We start from the raw sequence: 18,696 nt of genomic DNA, 5'->3' as shown, positions 1-18,696 counted from the left end.
GCGACCCGGTTTTTCCGAGGCGTTCGCGGCAGGCTACTCCTTCTGGTGGCGATCGCGACGGTGCCCGTCCTCGGCATCGCCGGCGGCCATGCCTGGGTGAATTACGACCGCGCGCTCGATGCCGGGCGCCAGGAAGCGATCATGCTGCGCGAAGCGGCTGCTGCCCGGCACGGCGCCGGCCTCGATGCCATGCAGGAGCTGATCACCGGCCTGGCCCGGCGGGAGGACCTGCTGGACGTGGCGCCCGAGAGCTGCGACCGCACGCTGCGCAACCTGCTGGAGCTGTTCCCGGACCGCTACGCGAATATCTGGCTGCTGGACGCCGAGGGCCGGATGCTGTGCGGCGCGCTGCCGGTGCCGCGCGGCCAGGGCTTCAGGGACCAGGGCTATTTCCAGAGCGCGATTGCCGAACGCGGCTATGTCCTGGGCGAGTTCACCGTGGGCACGGTCAGCGGCCGCGGCGTCCTGCCGGCCGCGGCGCCGATCCTTGAGCCCGGCGGGCAGATCCGCGGCGTCGTCGCGGCCGCGGCGGTGCTGGAGTATTTCGTGCGCGCCAACCGCAACACGGCGGTGCAGCAGGCGCACAATGTCTGGCTGCTCGACCGTCGCGGCACCGCGATCCCGCTGACCGGCGGCAGCGATGCGGAGCTTCCCGATCCCCCTCTCACGGCCAGCCTGGCGACCGGCGAAGGGCAGACGGTCGAAGGCATCGCCCGCGATGGCACGCCCCATGTCTGGTCGGTGGCCGTGCTCGAAGCCGAGCTGCGATTGATGATCGGCATCTCCTCCGAAGCCGTGCGGGCGCTCGCCGCGGCCTCCCTACGCGACCGCGTGCTGGAGCTGTCGCTGTTCCTGCTGGCCTGCCTCGCCGCCATCGTGTTCGGTGCCGAGATCGCGGTGGCGCGGCCGCTTCGCGTGCTGGCGGCGCGGGTGCGCGCCTGGACACCGGGGCAGCGCTTCGACCCCGACACCCGCGCCAATGATCCGCGTGAGGTGCTGGAACTCGGCGCCGCGCTGGCCTCCGCCTCTTCCGTCATCGCGGAGCGCGAGACGGCGCTGCGCGCCGCGCTCGGCCAGCGTGACCTGCTGATGGCGGAGATCCATCATCGCGTGAAGAACAACCTGCAGATCGTCGCCTCCCTGCTCAGCATGCAGGCCGGGCGTCTCAGCGAGCCCCGCGCGGTCGCCGAATTCGGCATGGCGCGCGACCGGGTGCAGGCACTCGCGACCCTGCACCGGCACCTCTATCTGCACCAGAGCTTCGAGCGCATCGCGCTGCGCCCCTTCCTGGAGGAGCTCTGCCGCCAGCTCTCCGACGCCATGGGCACGCAGGGGGAGGAGATCTTCCATATCGAGATCGACGCCGACGACATCGAGATCGGCTCCGACCAGGCGATCTCGCTGGCGCTGCTGGTGACCGAGGCGGTCAGCAACGCCATGCGCCACGCTTTCCCCGAGGGCGAGGGCGGCACGATCAGCGTCGCCCTGCAGCGCGAGGGTGACCGCGCGGAGCTGCGCATCGCCGATGACGGCGCCGGCATGATGCCGGCCGAGGAACCGCCCCAGGGCCTCGGCCTGCGGCTGATCAACGGCTTCGCCCAGCATCTCGGCGGCGAGGTCGATATCCGTCAGAACCACGGCACCGAGATCCGGGTGCGCTTCCCGCTGGAGCACCGCACGGCCGACCCCGCGCTGCTGGGCTGAAACCTGGCGGAGCCCGGCGTGTTCCTTCTTCGTGATCAACGAAGGAGACCATCCGATGCGCCTCACGGGCCGAACTGCTCTTGCCGCCCTCCTGCTCGCGCTGCCGCTGGCGGCCTGCGATGACGGTCCTGCCGAACGGGCTGGCGAGCGGGTGGATCGCACGCTGGAACGGGCGCGCGACACGGTCGATCCGCCGCGCGGGCCGGTGGAGCGTGCCGGCCGGGCCATCGACCGCGCCGTCGACTGACGCCGTCCGTCAGACGATGCTGAGCGCCGGCTTCTGCGGGCGCGGCGCGGCGACCCAGGCCAGCAAGCCTTCGGTCCCGCGCAGCACCGGCGCGGCACCGGCGGCGGCGGCGGAGTCCGCCGCATCATCCCCGATGGCGATCGCGGCAACGAGCGGCGCCCGGCGCCGGGCCTCCGCCAGAGCGCGCCGCATTCGGGGGGCGGAGGAGGCTTCGGCGGCACAGGCCAGCGCCAGACCGGCGGTGTCGGCTTCCAGATAGCCTTCGTGCCGCAACAGCGTTCGCATCACCTCGGCGAGCGCCTGGTCGAGCGGGCCTGCGACCGGAAGCAAGGCCACGGTGGTGCCGGTGGGCGTGGCGGGATCATGATCCGCGACGCCGAGCCGCGCCGAGAGCCGGCCGATGCCGGCTGCTATCCGCGACGCATCCATTGCCGTCAGCAGCCCGGCACGCCGGTCATGCCGCGCCGCTTCGATCGCCGGCAGCGCCAGGTCGCGCAGCGTGGCACCGAGGCCGGCGGTCGCGGCATGGGCGGTGGCGACCTCCTCGGCCCCGGCCTCGTCGCCGGCGAGGCAGCGCTGGTAGAAGCGCAGCGGCGGCGGCAGCGCCGCGCGGTCGCCGAACAGCACCTCCAGGAAATTCAGCGCCGGCACATGCCGGCCGAGGATCACCAGGCAGGCGGTGATCGGCGGCGCCAGGATCAGCCCGACCGGCCCCCAGAGCACCGTCCAGACCGCGGAGGAGACCAGCAGCGCCAGCGGCGTGATGCCGGCGCTGCTGCCATAGAGCCAGGGCTCCAGCACATAGGTCGCGAGCGCGTCCACGACGCCGAACAGCGCCAGCACCAGCAGCGGTGCCGCCCAGCCATCGGTGGTGGCGAAGGCGACCAGCAGCGGCAGCATCAGCGCCAGCCAAACGCCCAGGAAGGGCACGAAGCGCATGACGAAGAACATCAGGCCCCAGAGCGGCGCGTTCGGTACCCCGATCGCCATCAGCCCGACGCCCATCGCGAGCCCGAAGCCGCCATTGATGAGGAGCTGCACCAGCAGGTAGCGCCCGACCCGCTCGGTGGCATCCGCCATCGCGCGGGTGGTGCGGTGGATGTCATGGGTGCCGGCCAGCCGCAGCACGCGGTCGCGCACATCCTCGCGCTGCACCAGCAGGAAGGCCATCAGGAGCATGGCGACGGCTAGCGAGGCGACCGGCGCCAGTGCCACGCCGGCGACTTCGAAGATCGCCGTCAGCGGCGATGGCTGCGGCGTCGCGGCGATCACGATCGGCGCCGCCGGCGCGTTCCGTCGCCCGAGTTCCTCCGACAGCCGCTGCAGGGTGCCGAAGGCGCGGTCCAGCACGCCCGAGCCATCGCTCAATGCCCTGAGCTTGGCACGCAGCGTCTGCTCCCAGGCGGGCAGGTCGCCGGCCAGTGTCAGCGCCTGGGAGACGAAGAGCAGCAGCACCGCGCAGACGACGCCGAGGCTCAGCAACAGCAGCAGCAGCACCGCCGGGATCCGCGGCACGCCGATGCGCTGCATCCGGTTGGCGAGCGGCATCAATGCCACCGAGAGCAGCAGGGCGAGCGCCATCGGGATGAACACGTCGCGACCGGCCGACAGCGCGACCATCACCATGCCGAAGATGAGGACGCCTGCCGTGGTCGGGCCGCCGCCCTCGACTGCCTGCGGAAGTGGGCGGGATAGCTGGCTGGCCACGCTGTGCTCCGGCTGGGGACCGGGCAGGGGAACGTTCGGCCGTTGCATGAAGTTGCGTGCCCGACGCAACCCGTGCTCTGGTTCCGTGTTCTCTCCGGCACCACATCAAAACGGAGATGAAGGATGGGAATCATGAGCAAGCGCCGTGCGACCCCCGAAGAGACCGTGCGGCAGATTGCCGAGGAGGCAGGCGGCGTCGCTTCCGCTGAGATCGCCGCGCTGCGCGCCAAGGTCGAGCAACTGATGACCGACCATGTGACGCCGGCACTCGCCAATGCCGCCGGCCGCGCCGAGCACGCCGCGGAGAGCGCGGTGGCCGGCCTGCGCGACCAAGCCAACCGGATCTCCGGCCAGGTGCAGGAGAAGCCGATCGCGGCGTTGGGCGTGGCCGCCCTGGCAGGCTTCTTCCTGGCGCTGATGATCCGCCGCTGATGCGGACACTTCGCCTCCTCGGGGTCGCAGCCCAGGCCGAGGGCCTGCGGCTGCGCCGCGAGGCCCGCGGCCTGGCGCGCCGTGTCGTCTGGCAGGTGGCCGCCGGCCTCTTCGCCACCGCGGCGGTGGTGATGCTGCACCTTACCGCCTGGCACGCGCTGCTGCCGCCCCTAGGGCCGACCTGGGCGGCGGCGGCCATCACGGTGTTCGACCTGCTGGCCGCCGGCCTTTGCGTGCTCCTTGGCCGTTCCAGGTACGATCCTGTGGCAGCCGAGGCGCTGTATCTGCGGCGGGAAATGCTCCGCTCCGCCGCCGCGACCGACCCGCTGGGCGAGGTCATGGGCGCGGCGCTGCGCACGCCCGCCGCGGTGATCGGCGGCGCCATCGCCGAAGCTTTGGCGAGCCGCTTCCGGCGCTGACGGTGCACGCCGCACCTCGCCCCGTGGAGCGGCACATCCGGTGAACGCCCCGATCCCTTGCCTAGCCTGCCCGCTGCGGCCGCTGCCCGGCTTCAAGCAGCTCCCGCCGGAGATTCTGGCCAGCATCTCGGCGCAGAAGACCGGCCAGCTTGGGTTGCCGGCGGGCGCCGTGATCCTGGCCGAAGGCGAAGCGTCCGATCGCCTGTTCACCCTCCTCAGCGGCTGGGCCTTTCGCTTCATGACCCTTTCGGACGGGCGCCGGCAGATCCTGAACATCCTGCTGCCCGGCGACCTGATCGGCCTGCAGGGCGAGCTGATGGCCGCCTCCACCCACGGCGTGGAGACCCTGACCGATGTCTCGCTCTGCGTCTTCGCGCGGGATTCGCTCTGGACCTTCTATCGCGACCACCCCTCCCTCGCGCTCGACGTCACTTGGCTTGCGGCGCATGAGGAGCGGATTGTGGACGAGGCGGTGCTCAGCGTCGGACGCCGCACGGCGCTGGAGCGGATCGCGGCGCTGCTGGTGCATATCCACAAGCGCGCCACCGGCGCCGGCCTGGCGCGGGAGGGCAGCGTGCCGTTTCCGTTGACCCAGATCCATGTCGCCGACGCGCTCGGCCTGTCACCGGTGCATACCAACCGGGTGCTCCAGCGCCTGCGCCGCAACGGCCTCGTGCGCCTCGAAGGCGGACGCCTGGCGATTGGCGATCTTTCCGCACTGCAGCGCGTCGCACGATACTGGGAGCAGCCGACCCAGCAGCGGCCCCTCTTGTAGCGTCGGGCAACCCCGGCGGAGGGCAGTGCGTTTCTCTTCCGGAAGCCGATCCTTGATCGGCCATACCGAGGAGATTCCCATGGTCATGCGATCCCGCATCCTGACCGCTACCCTGGCCGCCGGCATGCTGGCCGCGCCGGCCATCGTGCTGGGTCAGCAGGCGGCGCCGGACGGCACGCCGGGCAACCCGCCCGGCACTGCGACCGGCCGGGCCGCGGACCGGGCGACCGGCCAGACGACCGCCCCGGACGGCACCCCCGGCAACCCGCCCGGCACCGCCGTCGGTCGCGCCGTCGACCGCGCGCTCGGCACCAACACGACTGGCGCCAACCCACAAGCCGATGCCCAGCGCGCGCCCACGAACGAGCCGGGTTCGACCGCCACCAACCCGATCCCGAACGCGCCAGGGACGGCGGCCGTCGGCGCGGCGCCGACCGACCGTGCCAGCCGCATCATCGGCGCCAAGGTCTATAACGAGCGCAACGAGGCGGTCGGTGACGTGGACGACCTGATCATCCATGCCAGCGGCCAGGCGCCGACGGCCGTGCTGTCGGTCGGCGGCTTCCTCGGCATCGGCGCCCGCCTGGTCGCGGTGCCGCTGTCGGAGCTGCGCTTCAACCCGGATGGTGAACGCTGGGTGTTGAACGGCGCGACGCGGGACACGCTGCAGGCGCGGCCGCCCTTCAGCTATCAGCGTCGCACCTGACGCGTCACACGCAAAAGGCTGAAGGGAACGGCGGGTGTGGTGCATGATGCGCCCACCCGCCGCTTTCATGCCGTGAGTGCGCTGATGGACACCGCGTCGCCGCCCGTTCAGCCCCGTGACTCGCTTCTCACGGTGGCGCGGCGCGTCTGGGACGCCGCCGGCACCGACCGCATCTCGCTGACCTCGGCCGGCTGCGCCTTCTACGCGATGCTCGCCTTGTTCCCCGCGCTGTCGCTCGTGGTGTCCCTCTATGGTGCCGTCTTCGATGTGCGCACCCTGGAGCCGCAGCTCGAGGTGCTGCGCCGCCTGCTGCCGCCCGAGACCTTCGAGCTGATCGCGGATCGGCTGCACACGCTGGTCTCCGCCGATCGGACCGGCCTTGGCTGGGGCGCCGTCTTCAGCATCCTGGTGGCCTTCTGGAGCGCCAGCGCCGGCATCCGAGCGCTGCTCGGCGCCTTGAACATGGCCTATGGCGAGACGGAGGGGCGCGGCTTCCTGCATTTCCACCTGCTCGCGCTCGGCATCACGCTGGCGGCCATGCTGGTGACCGCGGCCGCCATCGCGGCGTTGGTGCTGGCGCCGACCATACTCAATCTGCTGGGCGCGCCGCGCGTGCATGCGCTCGCCTTGCAGGGCGCCTCGCTCGGTACGCTGCTGGTGGTGGTCTTCAGCGGCATCCTGGTGGTCTATCGCTTCGGGCCCGCCGGCCATCGCGTCTGGCGCCGCCGGGTGCCGGGTGCGGTCATCGCGACGCTGATCTGGGCATTCGCGTCGGCCGCCTTTTCCCTCTATGTCAGTCACCTCGCGAATTACGACAGCATGTATGGGCCGCTCGGCACCGCGATCGGCCTGCTGATGTGGTTCTACGTGAGCATCTATGTCGTGCTGCTGGGCGCCGAGGTGAACGTCGCCCTCGATCATCGCCGCGACCTGGTCGGGAATCCCTGAGCCCATGCCCTCCCTCCGCATCCGCCACCGGACGATCTACCGCTATGCGCGCCCGGTCGGTTTCACGCAGCACCGGCTGATGGTGCGGCCGCGCGACAGCCACGATCTGCGCGTCAACGACGCGACCCTCAGCGTCATGCCGGCCCCGGCCGCGACGCGCTGGGCGCATGACGTGTTCGGCAATTCCATCTGCCTGCTGGACTGGTCGCCGGATACCCGGGCCGAGACGCTGGAGATCGTCTCCGAGCTCGATCTCACCCACTACCCCGCCGGTTCCACCCTGCCGGGCACCACGCTCGATCCCTTCGCGGAAATCCTCCCCTTCTCCTACGAAGCGGATGAGACGCTCGATGTCGCGCGCTTCCGCGACCGGCACCAGCCGGACCCGCAGCGCATGGTGGATGCCTGGGCACGACGCTTCCTCAGCCACGAAGGCGAGACCCACACCCTCGCGATGCTGGAGGCGATGACCAAGGCGATCCAGGCCGAATTCACCTATGAGGCGCGGACGGCCGAGGGCACCAACCCCCCAACCGTCACGCTCGAGACCGGCCGCGGCACCTGCCGCGACTTCGCGCTGCTGATGATGGAGGCGGTCCGCAGCCTCGGCCTCGCGGCGCGCTTCGTCACCGGCTATCTTTATGGCGGCGGCACCACCGTGCAGGGCGGCGGCGCGACCCATGCTTGGTGTTCCATCTACCTGCCGGGTGCGGGCTGGGTGGAATACGACCCCACCAACGGGCTGGTCGCCGGCGACAACCTGATCCGTGTCGGTGAGACGCGCACGCCGGAGCAGGCGGTGCCGATCGGCGGCGGCTTCGTCGGCGACCCCAGCGATCCGATCGGCCTCGAGGTCGATGTCACGGTGGAGCTGACCGATCCGCCGGCGCCCGAGCCGGCCGAACCGGAGCCGGCAGCGACGACGGAGCCGCGGACCGGCTGAACCCGGTGTCATGATCGCGCCGCATGATGTTTGGTCGCGTGATTCAGACTTTTCGGCGATTCCGCCTCAAGTCATCACGCTCTAGGCTGGCATCATGGACAGTGCCGCACGCCACATCCTCGACCTCGACCGCCGCGGCCTGCTGCGCGGTGCCACGGCTTTGGCGGCGCTGGCGGCCATGGCTAAGCCGGCACGGGGCGACGACCGGCTGCGGGAGAATCCCTTCACCCTCGGCGTCGCCTCCGGCGAGCCACGTCCCGACGGCATCGTGCTGTGGACGCGGCTGACCGGCGTCGCCGCACCCGTCGAGGTCACCTGGGACATCGCGGCGGATCCAGGCTTCGCGCGCGTGCTGCGCAGCGGCACCGAGATCGCGCATGCGGCGGAGGGGCATAGCCTGCATGTCGTGCTCACCGGCCTGCCGCCGGCCTCGACACTGTTCTACCGCTTCCGCGCCGGCGGTCATGAAAGTGCTGCCGGCCGCACTCGCACCGCGCCGCCGCCGGGTGCCGATACCGCGCTCCGCTTCGTCAATGCCGGCTGCCAGCACTTCGAGCATGGCCACTTCACCGCCTGGCGCCACATCGCGGAGGAGCCGATCGACTTCGTCTTCCACTATGGCGACTACATCTACGAATACCGCGGCCTGCGGCCGGAGGATGGCGGCTGGGCGGCCCGCGCCCGCGTGCGCCAGCACGAGGGCGGCGAGACCTGGCGGCTCGAGGATTATCGCGCCCGCCATGCGCAGTACCGCGCCGACCCGGATCTTCAGGCCGCGCATGCCGCGCACCCCTTCATCGTCAGCTATGACGACCATGAGGTGAACAACGATTGGGCGGGCGGCGCGCCGCCCGATGTGGCGCGCCGGCCCGAGGCCATCCCACCCGAGGTCTTCGCGCTCCGCCGCACCGCGGCGCTGCAGGCCTGGTGGGAAGCGATGCCGCTGCCGCGGTCCGTGCTGCCGCGCGGCGAGGAGATCACCGCCTATCGCCGCTTCCGCTTCGGCCGCCATCTGGCGCTGCACGCTCTCGACACCCGCCGCTTCCGCGACGCGCAGCCCTGCGGCGGGCGGGGAAGCTGCGAGGCGATCGACCGGCCGGATGCGCAGATGCTGGGCACGGCGCAGGAGCGCTGGCTGATCGATGGGCTCGGCGCCGCGCGTGACGCCACCTGGCAGGTGCTGGCGCAGCAGGTGCCGATGATGCGCCGCGTGCTCGGCGACGGGCGCCTCAGCCTCGACAAATGGGATGGCTACCCGGCCGCCCGCGCCCGGCTGCTGGAAGCCGTCGGGCGGCAGCGTATCGGCGGCGCCGTGTCGCTGGCCGGCGATGTGCACCGCGCCTATGCCGCGACCCTGCAGGCTGAGCCGCGGGATATCGCGAGTCCTGCAGTCGCCACGGAGTTCACCGCAACGTCGATTACCAGCGAGGGCGATGGCAGTGACGTGCAGGGCACGCCGGCAGTGATGCGGAACAATCACGCCATTGCCTTTTACGGCGACCGGCGCGGCTACACCCTGCATGAAGCCGGCCCGGCTCACTTCGGCGCGGTCTTCCGTGCGCTGCCCTTTGTCTCCCGCCCCGGCGCGCCGGTGGTGGACCAGGCGCGCTTCATGGTGGAGCCGGGGCGCCCCGGCGTGAATCGCGCGTGATCCGGCGCCGCCGCCTGTTCGGCCTGGCGGCGCTGGCCGCGGCGGCCCCCGCCGGCCACGCGCTGGCGATCGAACCCTATGCAGCGCCCAACATCACGGAGCACCGGCTCGCCTGGCCCGGGCCGCCGCTCCGCATCGCCGTGCTGGCCGATCTGCATGCGGGCGGCCCGACAATGTCGGAAAGCCGCATCGCCAGCATCGTCGGGACCACCAATGCGCTGCGGCCCGATCTGGTCGCACTGCTCGGCGACTACGGCCTGGCGATGAGCGTCGAAGGGCGTCAGGTCCCGCAGGCCAGTGTCGCCCGCCTCCTGGCCGGGTTGCGCGCGCCGCTCGGCGTTCATGCGGTGCTGGGCAATCACGACTGGTGGGAGGATGAGGCCGCCCGTCGCGGCCGCGATCCGCGCGCGACGCCACTGATCGCCCAGGCCTTCGCGCAGGCGGGCATACCGGTCCTGCGCAATGCCGCGCATCGCGCAGGCGGCGCCTGGATCGCCGGGCTCGACAGCCAATGGGCCTTCGGGCGCGACCGCGGCGCGCATGACGTCGGCGCCGTGCTCGCCGCCATCACCGACGACGCACCGGTGATCCTGCTTGCGCATGAGCCGGACGTCTTCGCGGGGCTGCCATCGCGCATCGCGCTGACGCTCGCGGGCCATACCCATGGCGGCCAGGTCCGGATCCTCGGCCACTCACCGATGATCCCTTCGCGCTATGGCGAGCGCTACCGCCATGGCCTGGTGACTGAGCAAGGGCGCCACCTGATCGTCTCCGCCGGCCTTGGCACCTCCTTCCTGCCGATCCGTTTCGGCGTGCCGCCGGAGATCCTGCTGGTCACGCTCGGGGGCTGACCGTCGCTGCGCCAGGCGCCATGATGCCCGTACAAGTCAAGGGAGGATGCGATGGCACGGATCGGATTCGTGGGCCTCGGCAATATGGGCGGCCCCATGGCGCGCAACCTGCTGAAGGCGGGGCATGCGGTCACCGCCTTCGACCTGGTGCCCGCCGCACTCGACGCCGCCGCTGCCGCGGGCGCGACTGGCGCGGCCTCCGCAGCAGAGGCCGCTGATGGCGCCGATGTGGTCATCACCATGCTGCCCGCCGGCCAGCATGTGCGCGACGCCTGGCTCGGCGCCGGCGGCATGGCGGCGGCGAGCGATGCCGGCGCGGTGCTGATCGACTGCTCCACCATCGATGTCGAAAGCGCCCGCGCAGTCGCCGACGGCGTCGGCCGTCCCTTCCTCGACGCACCAGTCTCGGGCGGCGTCATGGGCGCCGAGAACGCGACCCTGACCTTCATGGTGGGCGGCCCCGCCGAGGCCTTCGCGCGCGCCGAGCCCATCCTCGCCGTCATGGGCAGGACCATCGTGCATTGCGGCGATGCCGGCGCCGGCCAGGCGGCGAAGCTCTGCAACAACATGATGCTCGCCGCCACCATGTGCGTGACTGCGGAAGCCTTCATCCTGGCCGAGAAGCTCGGCCTCTCCCACCAGGCGCTGTTCGACGTCGCCAGCAAATCCTCCGCCCAGTCCTGGGCACTGACCACGTATTGCCCGGTCCCCGGCCCGGTCCCCACCAGCCCGGCCAACCGCGACTACCGCCCGGGCTTCGCGGCATCCCTTATGGTGAAGGACGTCTCGCTCGCCCAGCAGGCCGCCGCCAGCACCGGCACCCAGTCACCGATCGGCGCCAAAGCCCTCGAACTCTACCAGCGCTTCGTCGCCGAAGGCGGCGGTGGCACCGACTTCTCGGGGATCATCCGGATGCTGAGAGGGTGAGGTCACACCTCGGGGAGGGCGCTGCCTTCCCCGAACCCCACCCGGCAGGAGCCTAGGGCCCCTGCACCCCGATCATTCTAGAGCCCGGATTGGGAAGGGGTCACACGGCGCAGTCGCGCCGTGTGACCCCTTCCCAATCCGGGCACCAAGTGAAGCAGGTCCAGGAGGATCTATCCTCCTGGTGGGGTGGGTCCGGGAGGGGCAAAGCCCCCTTCCGGGACGCGGCACTTCACCCCTTCAGCGCCCGCAGGCCTGCGAGGAAAGCTTCCGGTGCTTCGCGGGGGATGCAGTGGCCGATGCCGGGCAGTACTTCGCGGGCGAAGCGACCGGTGAAGTGCTTCTGGCAGTCGGCGCTGTTCTCGGGCGGGTCGACATTGTCGGATTCGCCGTGCAGCACCACGGTCGGCACGGTGATCAGTGGCTGCTGGGCGAGGGCGGCTTCCATCGCGTCGTAGGCCGGGTCGCCGGGGGCGGCGCGGTGCCGGTGGCGGTAGGACTGGATCACCACGGCGGCATAGTCCGGGTTCTGCCAGAGCGCGGCCGTCGCATCGAACTCTTCGTCGGTGAAGTTGTAGTCGGGCGACCAGAGTTGCCAGAGCAGCAGGTTCACTGCCGCCGGGTTCTCCGCCATCGCGGTGGCACCGCGTTCGGTGTGGAAATACCACTGGTACCAGTAGCGCAGCTCCCGCGCGGGGGGCGCCGGGCGGCCGCTGTTTGGGATATCCTGGATGTTGTAGCCGTTGCAGGAGAGCAGCCCGGTAACGCGTTCCGGCGCCAGGGCCGCGGCGATGCAGGCGGCGCGGCCGCCCCAGTCGTAGCCGGCGACCACCGCATGCTCGATGGCGAGCGCGTCCATCAGGTCGAGAAGATCCTGGCCGAGTGCGGCCTGCTGGCCGGAGCGCGGCGTGTCCTCGCGCAGGAAATGCGTCGGGCCGTGGCCGCGCAGATGCGGCACCAGCACGTGCCAGCCTTCCACGGCGAGAACGGGGGCGACCTTGTCGTAGTCGCGGGCGCCATAGGGAAAGCCATGCAGAAGGATGGCGACCGGCCCACCCTCCGGCCCATGGGTTTCGCAGGCGATGTCGAGCGTCGGCGTGCGGATCATCCTCATCGCCACCTCCTGTGCATCCAGAGCCATTGCCCCGGATGCTCGCGGATCCAGCCCTCGATCACGCGGTTCATCGCCGCGGTCGCGCCATCCACTTCCACCCGGCCTTCCGCATCGCGCGGCAATTCCAGGGCATCCGTCAAGTCCAGACGGAAGCGGCCGCCGGGCAGGCGGATGGCGCGCGCGCCGTGGACGGGGCAGTCGAAACGCCGTGCGAGCTGTGCGATCAAGGGGTTGGCGGCCGCTTCCCGTCCCAGGAACGTGATGCGCGGGCCGCGGCCGAAGCGCTGGTCGACCAGCATGCCGACGTGCAGGCCGCGTTCCAGGGCATCAGCCATGCGCAGCGGCGCTGCGAGTCCCGCCGGGATCAGTTCGCCCATGGAGCCGGCGCGGAGTCGCAGGATCTCGCGCGCGATGGCGCGGCTGTTCGGCGTGCGATAGAGCGCGGCGGCGGGCAGCTTGTGCTTCGCCGCCGCGATCATCGGCAGTTCCCAGTTCGCGAGGTGGGAGGCGAAGATCAGCGCCGGCTTGCCGTCATCGAGCAGGGTCTTGAAGCGGGCGACCACCTCCGGCGCGATCAGGATGCGGCCATCCTGGCGCGGGGCCTCCGGGTCGAAATCCCAGATTGCATCCATGTGCACATATTCGCAGGCGGTGCGGCCGAGATTGTCCCAGGCCTCGTCCAGCCGCGCCCGGTGCCAGGCGGCGTCATGCTCGGGGAAGCTCGCGCGCAGGTTCTCGAGGCCGATGCGGTCCGCCTTGATCAGGCGGCCGAGCTTGCGGGCCAGGAAGCTGCCGACCGCGGGCCCGCCGCGCGAGCCTAAGACGCGCATCAGGGCGAAAAGGGCGCGGACCAGCGCGCCAAGGACCGCGTCGATCACCTGTGGGGCGCCGGAGGCGAAGGGGCGATGTGGGGGCTTCGCATGCGGCGCAGGCTCAGGCTGAACGCCGAATGCGAAGGGTTGGTGTGGCGGCTTCGCATTCGGCGCAAATTAAAGCGTGACGACGATCTTCCCGAAGACGCGGCGGCTCTCCAGCCGCTCCAGCCCTTCGGTGAAGCGCTCCAGCGGCACTACGGTATCGATCACCGGCAGGATGCCGCGCGCCATCTTCGCGTAGCCGTCGGCGATGTTGCGCATCGCGGCGCCAAAGCTGCCGAAGAGATGGAGCTGGCGCTGGAACAGCATCATCAGGTTGGTCTCGGCCGAGACGCCGGAGGTCGATCCGCAGGTGACCAGCCGCCCACCCATGCGCAGGCTCAAGAGGCTGCCGCTCCAGGTCGAGGCGCCGACATGCTCGAACACCACATCGACACCGCGCTTGCCGGTAACGCGGCGCGCGACGGTCGGGAAGTTCTGCGTGCTGTAGTTCACCACATGGTCGGCGCCGAGCGCCGTCGCCTTGGCGCATTTCTCGTCATCGCCCGCGGTCGCGATGACGGTGCAGCCGAGGTCCTTGGCGATGCGGACCGCGACGGTGCCGATGCCGGAACCGGCCGCATGCACCAGGATGGTCTCGCCGGCTTCGAGCTTCGCATTGTCGAACAGCATGTGCTCGACGGTGGAGAAGGTGATCGGCCCGCAGGCCGCATCCTCCCAGGAGATGCCGTCCGGCACCGCGACCATCAGCCGCTCGTCGAGGTTCGCGAGGTCGCGCGCGAAGCCGTCGATATGGAAGCCCATCACGCCGCGCACGTCTTCGCAGAGGTTGTCGCGGCCCTGGCGGCAGGCCTTGCAGACGCCGCAGGTCTGCGCGCCATAGGGCGCGACGCGGTCGCCGATCTTCCAGCGGGTGACGCCGGGGCCGATCGCCGCGACCTCGCCTACCGCCTCGGCGCCGACCGCGAGCGGCAGGTTGCGCTTGGCGAAGGCCATGCCGCGCCAGCCCCACACATCGATGTGGTTCAGCGCCATCGCCTTCATGCGCACCTGCACCTGGCCGGGGCCAGGCGGCGGCGGTGGCTCCACCGTGTCGAGCCTGAGGTCGCGGTCGCCATGCAGGCGCAGCGCACGCATCATCGTCAGGCCTCGGGTGCGGCTGATAGCAGCAGGCAGACATTCTGCCCGCCGAAGCCGAAGGAGTTGGAGAGCACGTGCCGGAGCCCGCTGACCTGGCGCTTCACATTTGGCACCACGTCGAGCGTGATCGAGGGATCGGGCTCCACATGGTTGATGGTGGGCGGCAGCACCTGGTCACGGATCGAGAGCAGGCTGGCCGCCGCCTCGATCGCGCCGGCGGCGGAAAGCGTATGCCCGATCATCGACTTGATGGAGGAGATCGGCGGCGGCGCCTCGCCGAAGACGGCGCGCATGCCGAAGGCTTCCATCTTGTCGTTCTCCGGCGTGCCGGTGCCGTGCCCGTTCACATAGCCCACATCGGCGGGTGCCACGCCGGCATCGGAGAGCGCATTGCGGATCGCGCCGATGATCGCGGCGCCATCCGGGTTGGAGCGCGTGCGGTGGAAACTGTCGGCGCGCTCGCCGCAGCCGGCGACCAGGCCGATCACCGCGGCGCCGCGCGCCCGCGCCGAGGCGAGGCTCTCCAGCACCAGCGCCGCGGCGCCTTCGGACATGACGAAGCCGTCGCGCGTTTTCTCGAAAGGCCGTGCCGCGGCGGTCGGATCCTCGTTGCGCGCGGAAAGCGCCGAGAGCAGGGAGAAGCGGATCAGCGCCTCCGGCTGCACGCTGCCATCGGCGCCGACCGCGATGGCGGCATCGGTCTCGCCGCGCTGGATCGCCTCGACGGCGGTCTGGATCGCGGTCGCGCCCGTGGCGCAGGCGGTGGTCATGGAGATCGGCGCACCCTTGGTGCCGAAGCGCGCGGCCAGCCTTTCGCCCACGCCACCAAAGAGGAAGGTCTCATACAGGTCGCGATGCCCGGTGGCGGCGCGCACCTGATCGACGTAGCGGCCGGATCCGGCGGCGCGCGCCAGCGCGAAACGCTGCGGCCATTCATGCTCGACGGGCGGCATGCCGAGCATCAGCACGCCCGGGAAATCGCCCTCGGCACCAAGCCCTGCCTCCGCGACCGCTTCGGCGATGGCGAAGGCCGCCATGCGCTCGACGCGCTCGGGGGAGGAGATGGCGGTGCTGCCGCCCTCCGTTTCCTCGGGCAGGTCGACGGTGCCGGCGATGGTGGTGCGGAGCTGCGCCGTCGGGAAGCGGCCGATGCGGCGGATGCCGCTCTCGCCGGCCAACAGCCGTTGCCAGGAGCGTTCGACGCCCCAGCCGAGGGGCGTCACCATGCCGATGCCGGTAACGGCGACCAGCGGGCGGCCGAGATGGTCCTTCATGCCCGGTCCTCCGGCGCGACGGGCTCCAGGAGGGCCAGCGCCTCGCCCCTGAAGATGCCGAAGCCGGTCACCAGCACCTGGCGCGGCGTGGCGCTGCTCAGCGTGTCGGCGGGATCGAGCGGCGGGTAGAAGCCGCCCTGGTCGAGCGCGATGGCGCCGAGTGCCACCTGGGTCGGGAACCCGGCCTCGATGCCGTGGCCGATCACGCTGCCGGCGCGGCGCACCGTGGCGTTCGGCAGGCCAGCCAGGAAGGCCTCCTCCTCCGCCGTCGCCGGCGCGGCGCCGGTCTCGCCCGACATCACGCCGAGCGGCGCGTCGGCCACCGGCAGCTTCGCCAGCAGCGCGCGCGCCGCCGCCGCCGAATCGCCCGCCGCCGCGCGGCGGGACGCATCGGATGCGACGCCGGCCAGCTTCGCGATGCCGCGGGCGCCGCGCGCCCTGGCGTGCTCGGCATGTTCGAGCACCAGGAAGGCGGCCATGCCGCCCATGACGGCGCCGCCGCCATCGCGAGTCGAGACCGGCGCGAAACCGCCCTGCAGCAGGCCGCCGCCCGGCGCGTAGAGCAGCACCATGTCCCAGCGCTGCGCGACCAGGGCGCCGCCGACGAGGGCGATCTCGCCCCGGCCTTCTGCCAGCCGCGCATGCGCGATGCGCAGCGCATCGGCGGCCGCGCTTTCCTCGCCCATGAAGGTGCGGGAGGAGCCAGTGACGCCATGCACGATGGAAATGTTGCCGGCGAGCAGGTTGGAGAGCTGGGCCAGGAACAGCGTCGGCCGCAGCCCATTGGCCAGCCGCTGGTTCAACAGCGGCGCCGCCCTGTCTTCCGGCAGCTCCGCGAGCTCGCTTGCGATCGCCTCATCGACCCCGATGTCGCGCTCGCCGCCGCCCGCCGCCACGACCAGGTGCATATCGGACACCAGGCCGCGCGCGCCGGCATCGTCGATCGCGAGCCCCGCGGCATAGGTGCCGAGGCGCTGCCAGGGCTCCATCTGCCGCTGGTCGCCCTTGCGCGGGATCTGGGTGTCGAGGGTCAGCGGCGGCAGCGGATGCACGGGGAAGGGCGCGAAACCCGCCGCATCCACGGCCGGCTTCGCACCGCCCGTGAGCGCCGCCCAATGGGCCTCCCGGCCCTCACCCTGCGAGGTGACGAGGCCGATTCCGGTGATCCAGATCTCGCGATTCATGGCGCGGGCACCTCGTTCAGGCCGATCTCGGCGGCGCGCTTGCGCATCGCCGCTTCCAGCCTCGGGTCCGGGAAGTCGAGCACCCGGAAGCTGAGCTCCGAGTCGCAGATGCGCTTGCCGTCGGAGACGATGCGCGCCGAGGTCACGGAATAGCCCGATCCCTCATGCACCAGCGACGCCTCGATGGTGAGCTCGGCGAGGGGAGCCACGAAGCTGCGGAGCTTCGCTTCCTTCACGCTGGCGAGGAACGGCATGCGGGCGAAACCCATGCGCGCCAGCAGCATGTAGCCGCTGGCCTGCGCCATGGTTTCGATCAGCAGCACGCCGGGCACCAGCGGATGGCCAGGGAAGTGGCCCTCGAAGACCGGGCTTGCCTCCGGCACATGCGAACAGACGGTGATCGCTTCGGGGCTGAGCGCCACGACGCGGTCGATCATCTGGAAATATTCGAGCAGCATGCGCGGGGGCCTTCCGCCGCCTGTGTTGGATCGCGTGATTCCGGCTCTTCGGCCGACCGGCCTCGAGCCATCACGCTCAGGCCTGCTTCGCCGCCACCAGCTCGTCGATTCGCGCGGCCAGGTTCTTCATGACGAAGTACTGCTCCGCGGGCGCGGTGCCGGCATTGACTTCCTGCGTCCAGGCCTCGACTGGCACCTTGATGCCGAAGGCCTTGTCGATCGCGAAGACGATGTCGAGGAAGTCCAGGCTGTCGATGCCGAGATCGTTGATCACATGGCTGTCCGGCGTGATGTCCTCACGCTTGACCTCACTGTTCTCAGCGATGATGTCGGCAATACGTTCGAACGCCGAGGCCATCGTGGCGCGCCTCCGGGGCATGAGGGTGTGGGATTCTCGGCCGGTCCATGCCCCGAAGCGGCGGGTTTGGCAAGCTTCGGACGCCCGGCGGTTGACATCGGGCGGCGCCTTCCCGACCTGATCGGCCATGATCGATGCGAAATCACTCCTCGACCGTTTCCTCGGGCCGGGGGCTGCCGGCGCCGCTGGAGGCATCGCCGACAAGGGGCGTCAGGCCCTGTCCGGCGGCGGGCTCGGCGGCCTCGCGGGCGGTGCCGCGGCCGGCGGGGTCATCGCGCTGCTGCTCGGCAGCAAGAAGGCGCGGAAATTCGCCGGCGGCGCGCTCGGCTATGGCGGCGCCGCGGTGCTCGGTGCATTGGCGCATCGAGCCTGGCAGAACTGGCAACAGGGCCGCGCGCCCGCCGGCGCCCCGGTGGCGGCCCCGCAGGAGGCGGCGCAGGTCGATCCCCGCTTCCTGCCCTCCGCCGCCCCGGCCGCCGACGGCAAGCCCTTCGAACTGGCGCTGATGCGCGCCATGGTCGGCGCCGCCCGGGCCGACGGCCATGTCGATGCCGAGGAGCGCGACCGCATCATCGGCCAGGTCGAGCGCCTCGGTTTCGATGCCGAAGCCAAGGCCTATCTCTTCGACCTGATCGAGCAGCCGGTCAGCGTCGGCGATATCGCGGCGGCGGCCGCCACCCCGGAGCAGGGGGCGGAGCTCTATCTGGCCGCGCGCCTGTCGATCGACCCGGACCAGGCGGCCGAGCGCGCCTGGCTGGAGGCGCTGGCGCACCGGCTCCGGCTGGAGCCGGGTCTCGCCGCGCATCTCGACCGGCAGGCGGAGGCCGCCCCGGCGGGTTAAAGCGCCGCCGCTGCCCCGGAGCTGGCGGTCTGACCGCGCGGTTCTACGGTCCGGCCCGGCCCCATCAGCGCGAAGGGCGCCCAGAAGGCGGGGTGCGATCCGCCGCGCAGGCGGTAGATCCCGAGTTGCGCCTTCTGCAGCGCCT

20 protein-coding genes are annotated in these 18,696 nt (G+C 71.2%); 12 read left to right on the top strand and 8 right to left on the bottom strand.

From position 1 onward, the window contains the following. The first annotated feature begins 45 nt into the window (after nt 1-45). The gene (locus tag GXW71_RS35550; RefSeq protein ID WP_211856005.1) at nt 46-1,704 is read left to right on the top strand and encodes a sensor histidine kinase; all 1,659 of its coding nucleotides are present in this window, start codon (nt 46-48) and stop codon (nt 1,702-1,704) included. 55 nt (nt 1,705-1,759) lie between these two features. Continuing rightward, entirely contained in the window at nt 1,760-1,951 is a 192-nt protein-coding gene (locus GXW71_RS27985) for a hypothetical protein (RefSeq protein ID WP_211856004.1), read from the top strand. Between the two features lie 9 nt (nt 1,952-1,960). Here GXW71_RS27985 and GXW71_RS27980 read toward each other — a convergent pair whose 3' ends face one another. Continuing rightward, complete coding sequence (locus GXW71_RS27980) at nt 1,961-3,658, bottom strand: AI-2E family transporter (protein WP_211856003.1); 1,698 nt, start codon at nt 3,656-3,658, stop codon at nt 1,961-1,963. A gap of 132 nt (nt 3,659-3,790) precedes the next feature. Here GXW71_RS27980 and GXW71_RS27975 point away from each other — a divergent pair, with 132 nt between their 5' ends. The 9 genes from GXW71_RS27975 to mmsB all read left to right on the top strand — a co-directional run bounded on the left by GXW71_RS27975 (nt 3,791) and on the right by mmsB (nt 11,310). Further along, nucleotides 3,791-4,090 carry a hypothetical protein gene (locus tag GXW71_RS27975; RefSeq protein ID WP_211856002.1) on the top strand — a complete coding sequence of 100 codons (300 nt, stop codon included), beginning with the start codon at nt 3,791-3,793 and terminating at the stop codon, nt 4,088-4,090. Beyond that, nucleotides 4,090-4,509, top strand: a complete 420-nt coding sequence (locus GXW71_RS27970) for a phage holin family protein (protein WP_211856001.1) — start codon at nt 4,090-4,092, stop codon at nt 4,507-4,509. Before GXW71_RS27975 ends, GXW71_RS27970 begins: the two co-directional genes overlap by 1 nt. Before the next feature lie 40 nt (nt 4,510-4,549). Next, complete coding sequence (locus GXW71_RS27965; protein WP_211856000.1) at nt 4,550-5,284, top strand: Crp/Fnr family transcriptional regulator; 735 nt, start codon at nt 4,550-4,552, stop codon at nt 5,282-5,284. A gap of 79 nt (nt 5,285-5,363) precedes the next feature. Then, complete coding sequence (locus GXW71_RS27960) at nt 5,364-5,990, top strand: PRC-barrel domain-containing protein (RefSeq protein WP_211855999.1); 627 nt, start codon at nt 5,364-5,366, stop codon at nt 5,988-5,990. Between the two features lie 84 nt (nt 5,991-6,074). After that, nucleotides 6,075-6,938, top strand: coding sequence for a YihY/virulence factor BrkB family protein (locus GXW71_RS27955; RefSeq protein WP_211855998.1), 864 nt, complete (start codon nt 6,075-6,077; stop codon nt 6,936-6,938). A 4-nt stretch (nt 6,939-6,942) separates the two neighbouring features. After that, complete coding sequence (locus tag GXW71_RS27950) at nt 6,943-7,881, top strand: transglutaminase family protein (RefSeq protein WP_211855997.1); 939 nt, start codon at nt 6,943-6,945, stop codon at nt 7,879-7,881. 94 nt (nt 7,882-7,975) lie between these two features. Next, a complete protein-coding gene (locus GXW71_RS27945; RefSeq protein WP_211855996.1) occupies nt 7,976-9,532 on the top strand; it encodes an alkaline phosphatase D family protein in 1,557 nt (518 codons plus the stop codon). Beyond that, nucleotides 9,529-10,383, top strand: a complete 855-nt coding sequence (locus GXW71_RS27940; protein ID WP_211855995.1) for a metallophosphoesterase — start codon at nt 9,529-9,531, stop codon at nt 10,381-10,383. Before GXW71_RS27945 ends, GXW71_RS27940 begins: the two co-directional genes overlap by 4 nt. Before the next feature lie 51 nt (nt 10,384-10,434). Beyond that, entirely contained in the window at nt 10,435-11,310 is an 876-nt protein-coding gene (gene mmsB / locus GXW71_RS27935) for a 3-hydroxyisobutyrate dehydrogenase (protein ID WP_211855994.1), read from the top strand. 229 nt (nt 11,311-11,539) lie between these two features. On the opposite strand, the gene GXW71_RS27930 is transcribed toward mmsB, so the two are convergent. From GXW71_RS27930 to GXW71_RS27900, 7 genes are all read right to left on the bottom strand, one after another. Further along, nucleotides 11,540-12,421 (bottom strand): alpha/beta fold hydrolase, encoded by an 882-nt coding sequence (locus GXW71_RS27930; RefSeq protein ID WP_246526954.1) that lies wholly within the window; start codon nt 12,419-12,421, stop codon nt 11,540-11,542. Further along, nucleotides 12,418-13,299, bottom strand: coding sequence for a lipid A biosynthesis lauroyl acyltransferase (locus GXW71_RS27925; RefSeq protein ID WP_211855992.1), 882 nt, complete (start codon nt 13,297-13,299; stop codon nt 12,418-12,420). Before GXW71_RS27925 ends, GXW71_RS27930 begins: the two co-directional genes overlap by 4 nt. 111 nt (nt 13,300-13,410) lie before the next feature. Then, on the bottom strand, nt 13,411-14,436 hold the full coding sequence (locus GXW71_RS27920) for a zinc-binding dehydrogenase (protein WP_246526953.1): 1,026 nt from the start codon (nt 14,434-14,436) through the stop codon (nt 13,411-13,413). Between the two features lie 2 nt (nt 14,437-14,438). After that, entirely contained in the window at nt 14,439-15,710 is a 1,272-nt protein-coding gene (locus GXW71_RS27915) for a beta-ketoacyl synthase N-terminal-like domain-containing protein (RefSeq protein ID WP_211855991.1), read from the bottom strand. Beyond that, a complete protein-coding gene (locus GXW71_RS27910) occupies nt 15,707-16,894 on the bottom strand; it encodes a beta-ketoacyl-ACP synthase (protein WP_211855990.1) in 1,188 nt (395 codons plus the stop codon). Before GXW71_RS27910 ends, GXW71_RS27915 begins: the two co-directional genes overlap by 4 nt. After that, a complete protein-coding gene (locus GXW71_RS27905; RefSeq protein ID WP_211855989.1) occupies nt 16,891-17,352 on the bottom strand; it encodes a 3-hydroxyacyl-ACP dehydratase FabZ family protein in 462 nt (153 codons plus the stop codon). The genes GXW71_RS27910 and GXW71_RS27905 overlap by 4 nt, the downstream gene beginning before the upstream one ends. A 76-nt stretch (nt 17,353-17,428) precedes the next feature. Beyond that, on the bottom strand, nt 17,429-17,839 hold the full coding sequence (locus tag GXW71_RS27900) for an acyl carrier protein (protein ID WP_246526952.1): 411 nt from the start codon (nt 17,837-17,839) through the stop codon (nt 17,429-17,431). Here GXW71_RS27900 and GXW71_RS27895 point away from each other — a divergent pair. Further along, a complete protein-coding gene (locus GXW71_RS27895) occupies nt 17,838-18,551 on the top strand; it encodes a tellurite resistance TerB family protein (protein WP_211855988.1) in 714 nt (237 codons plus the stop codon). The two genes, GXW71_RS27900 and GXW71_RS27895, sit on opposite strands and share 2 nt — an antisense overlap. Nucleotides 18,552-18,696 lie beyond the last annotated feature (145 nt).

The organism is Plastoroseomonas hellenica (assembly GCF_018129085.1).
GTDB lineage: Bacteria > Pseudomonadota > Alphaproteobacteria > Acetobacterales > Acetobacteraceae > Plastoroseomonas > Plastoroseomonas hellenica.
The sequence above is the reverse complement of the archived record's forward strand: the minus strand, read 5'-3'. Positions and strand labels throughout refer to the sequence as shown.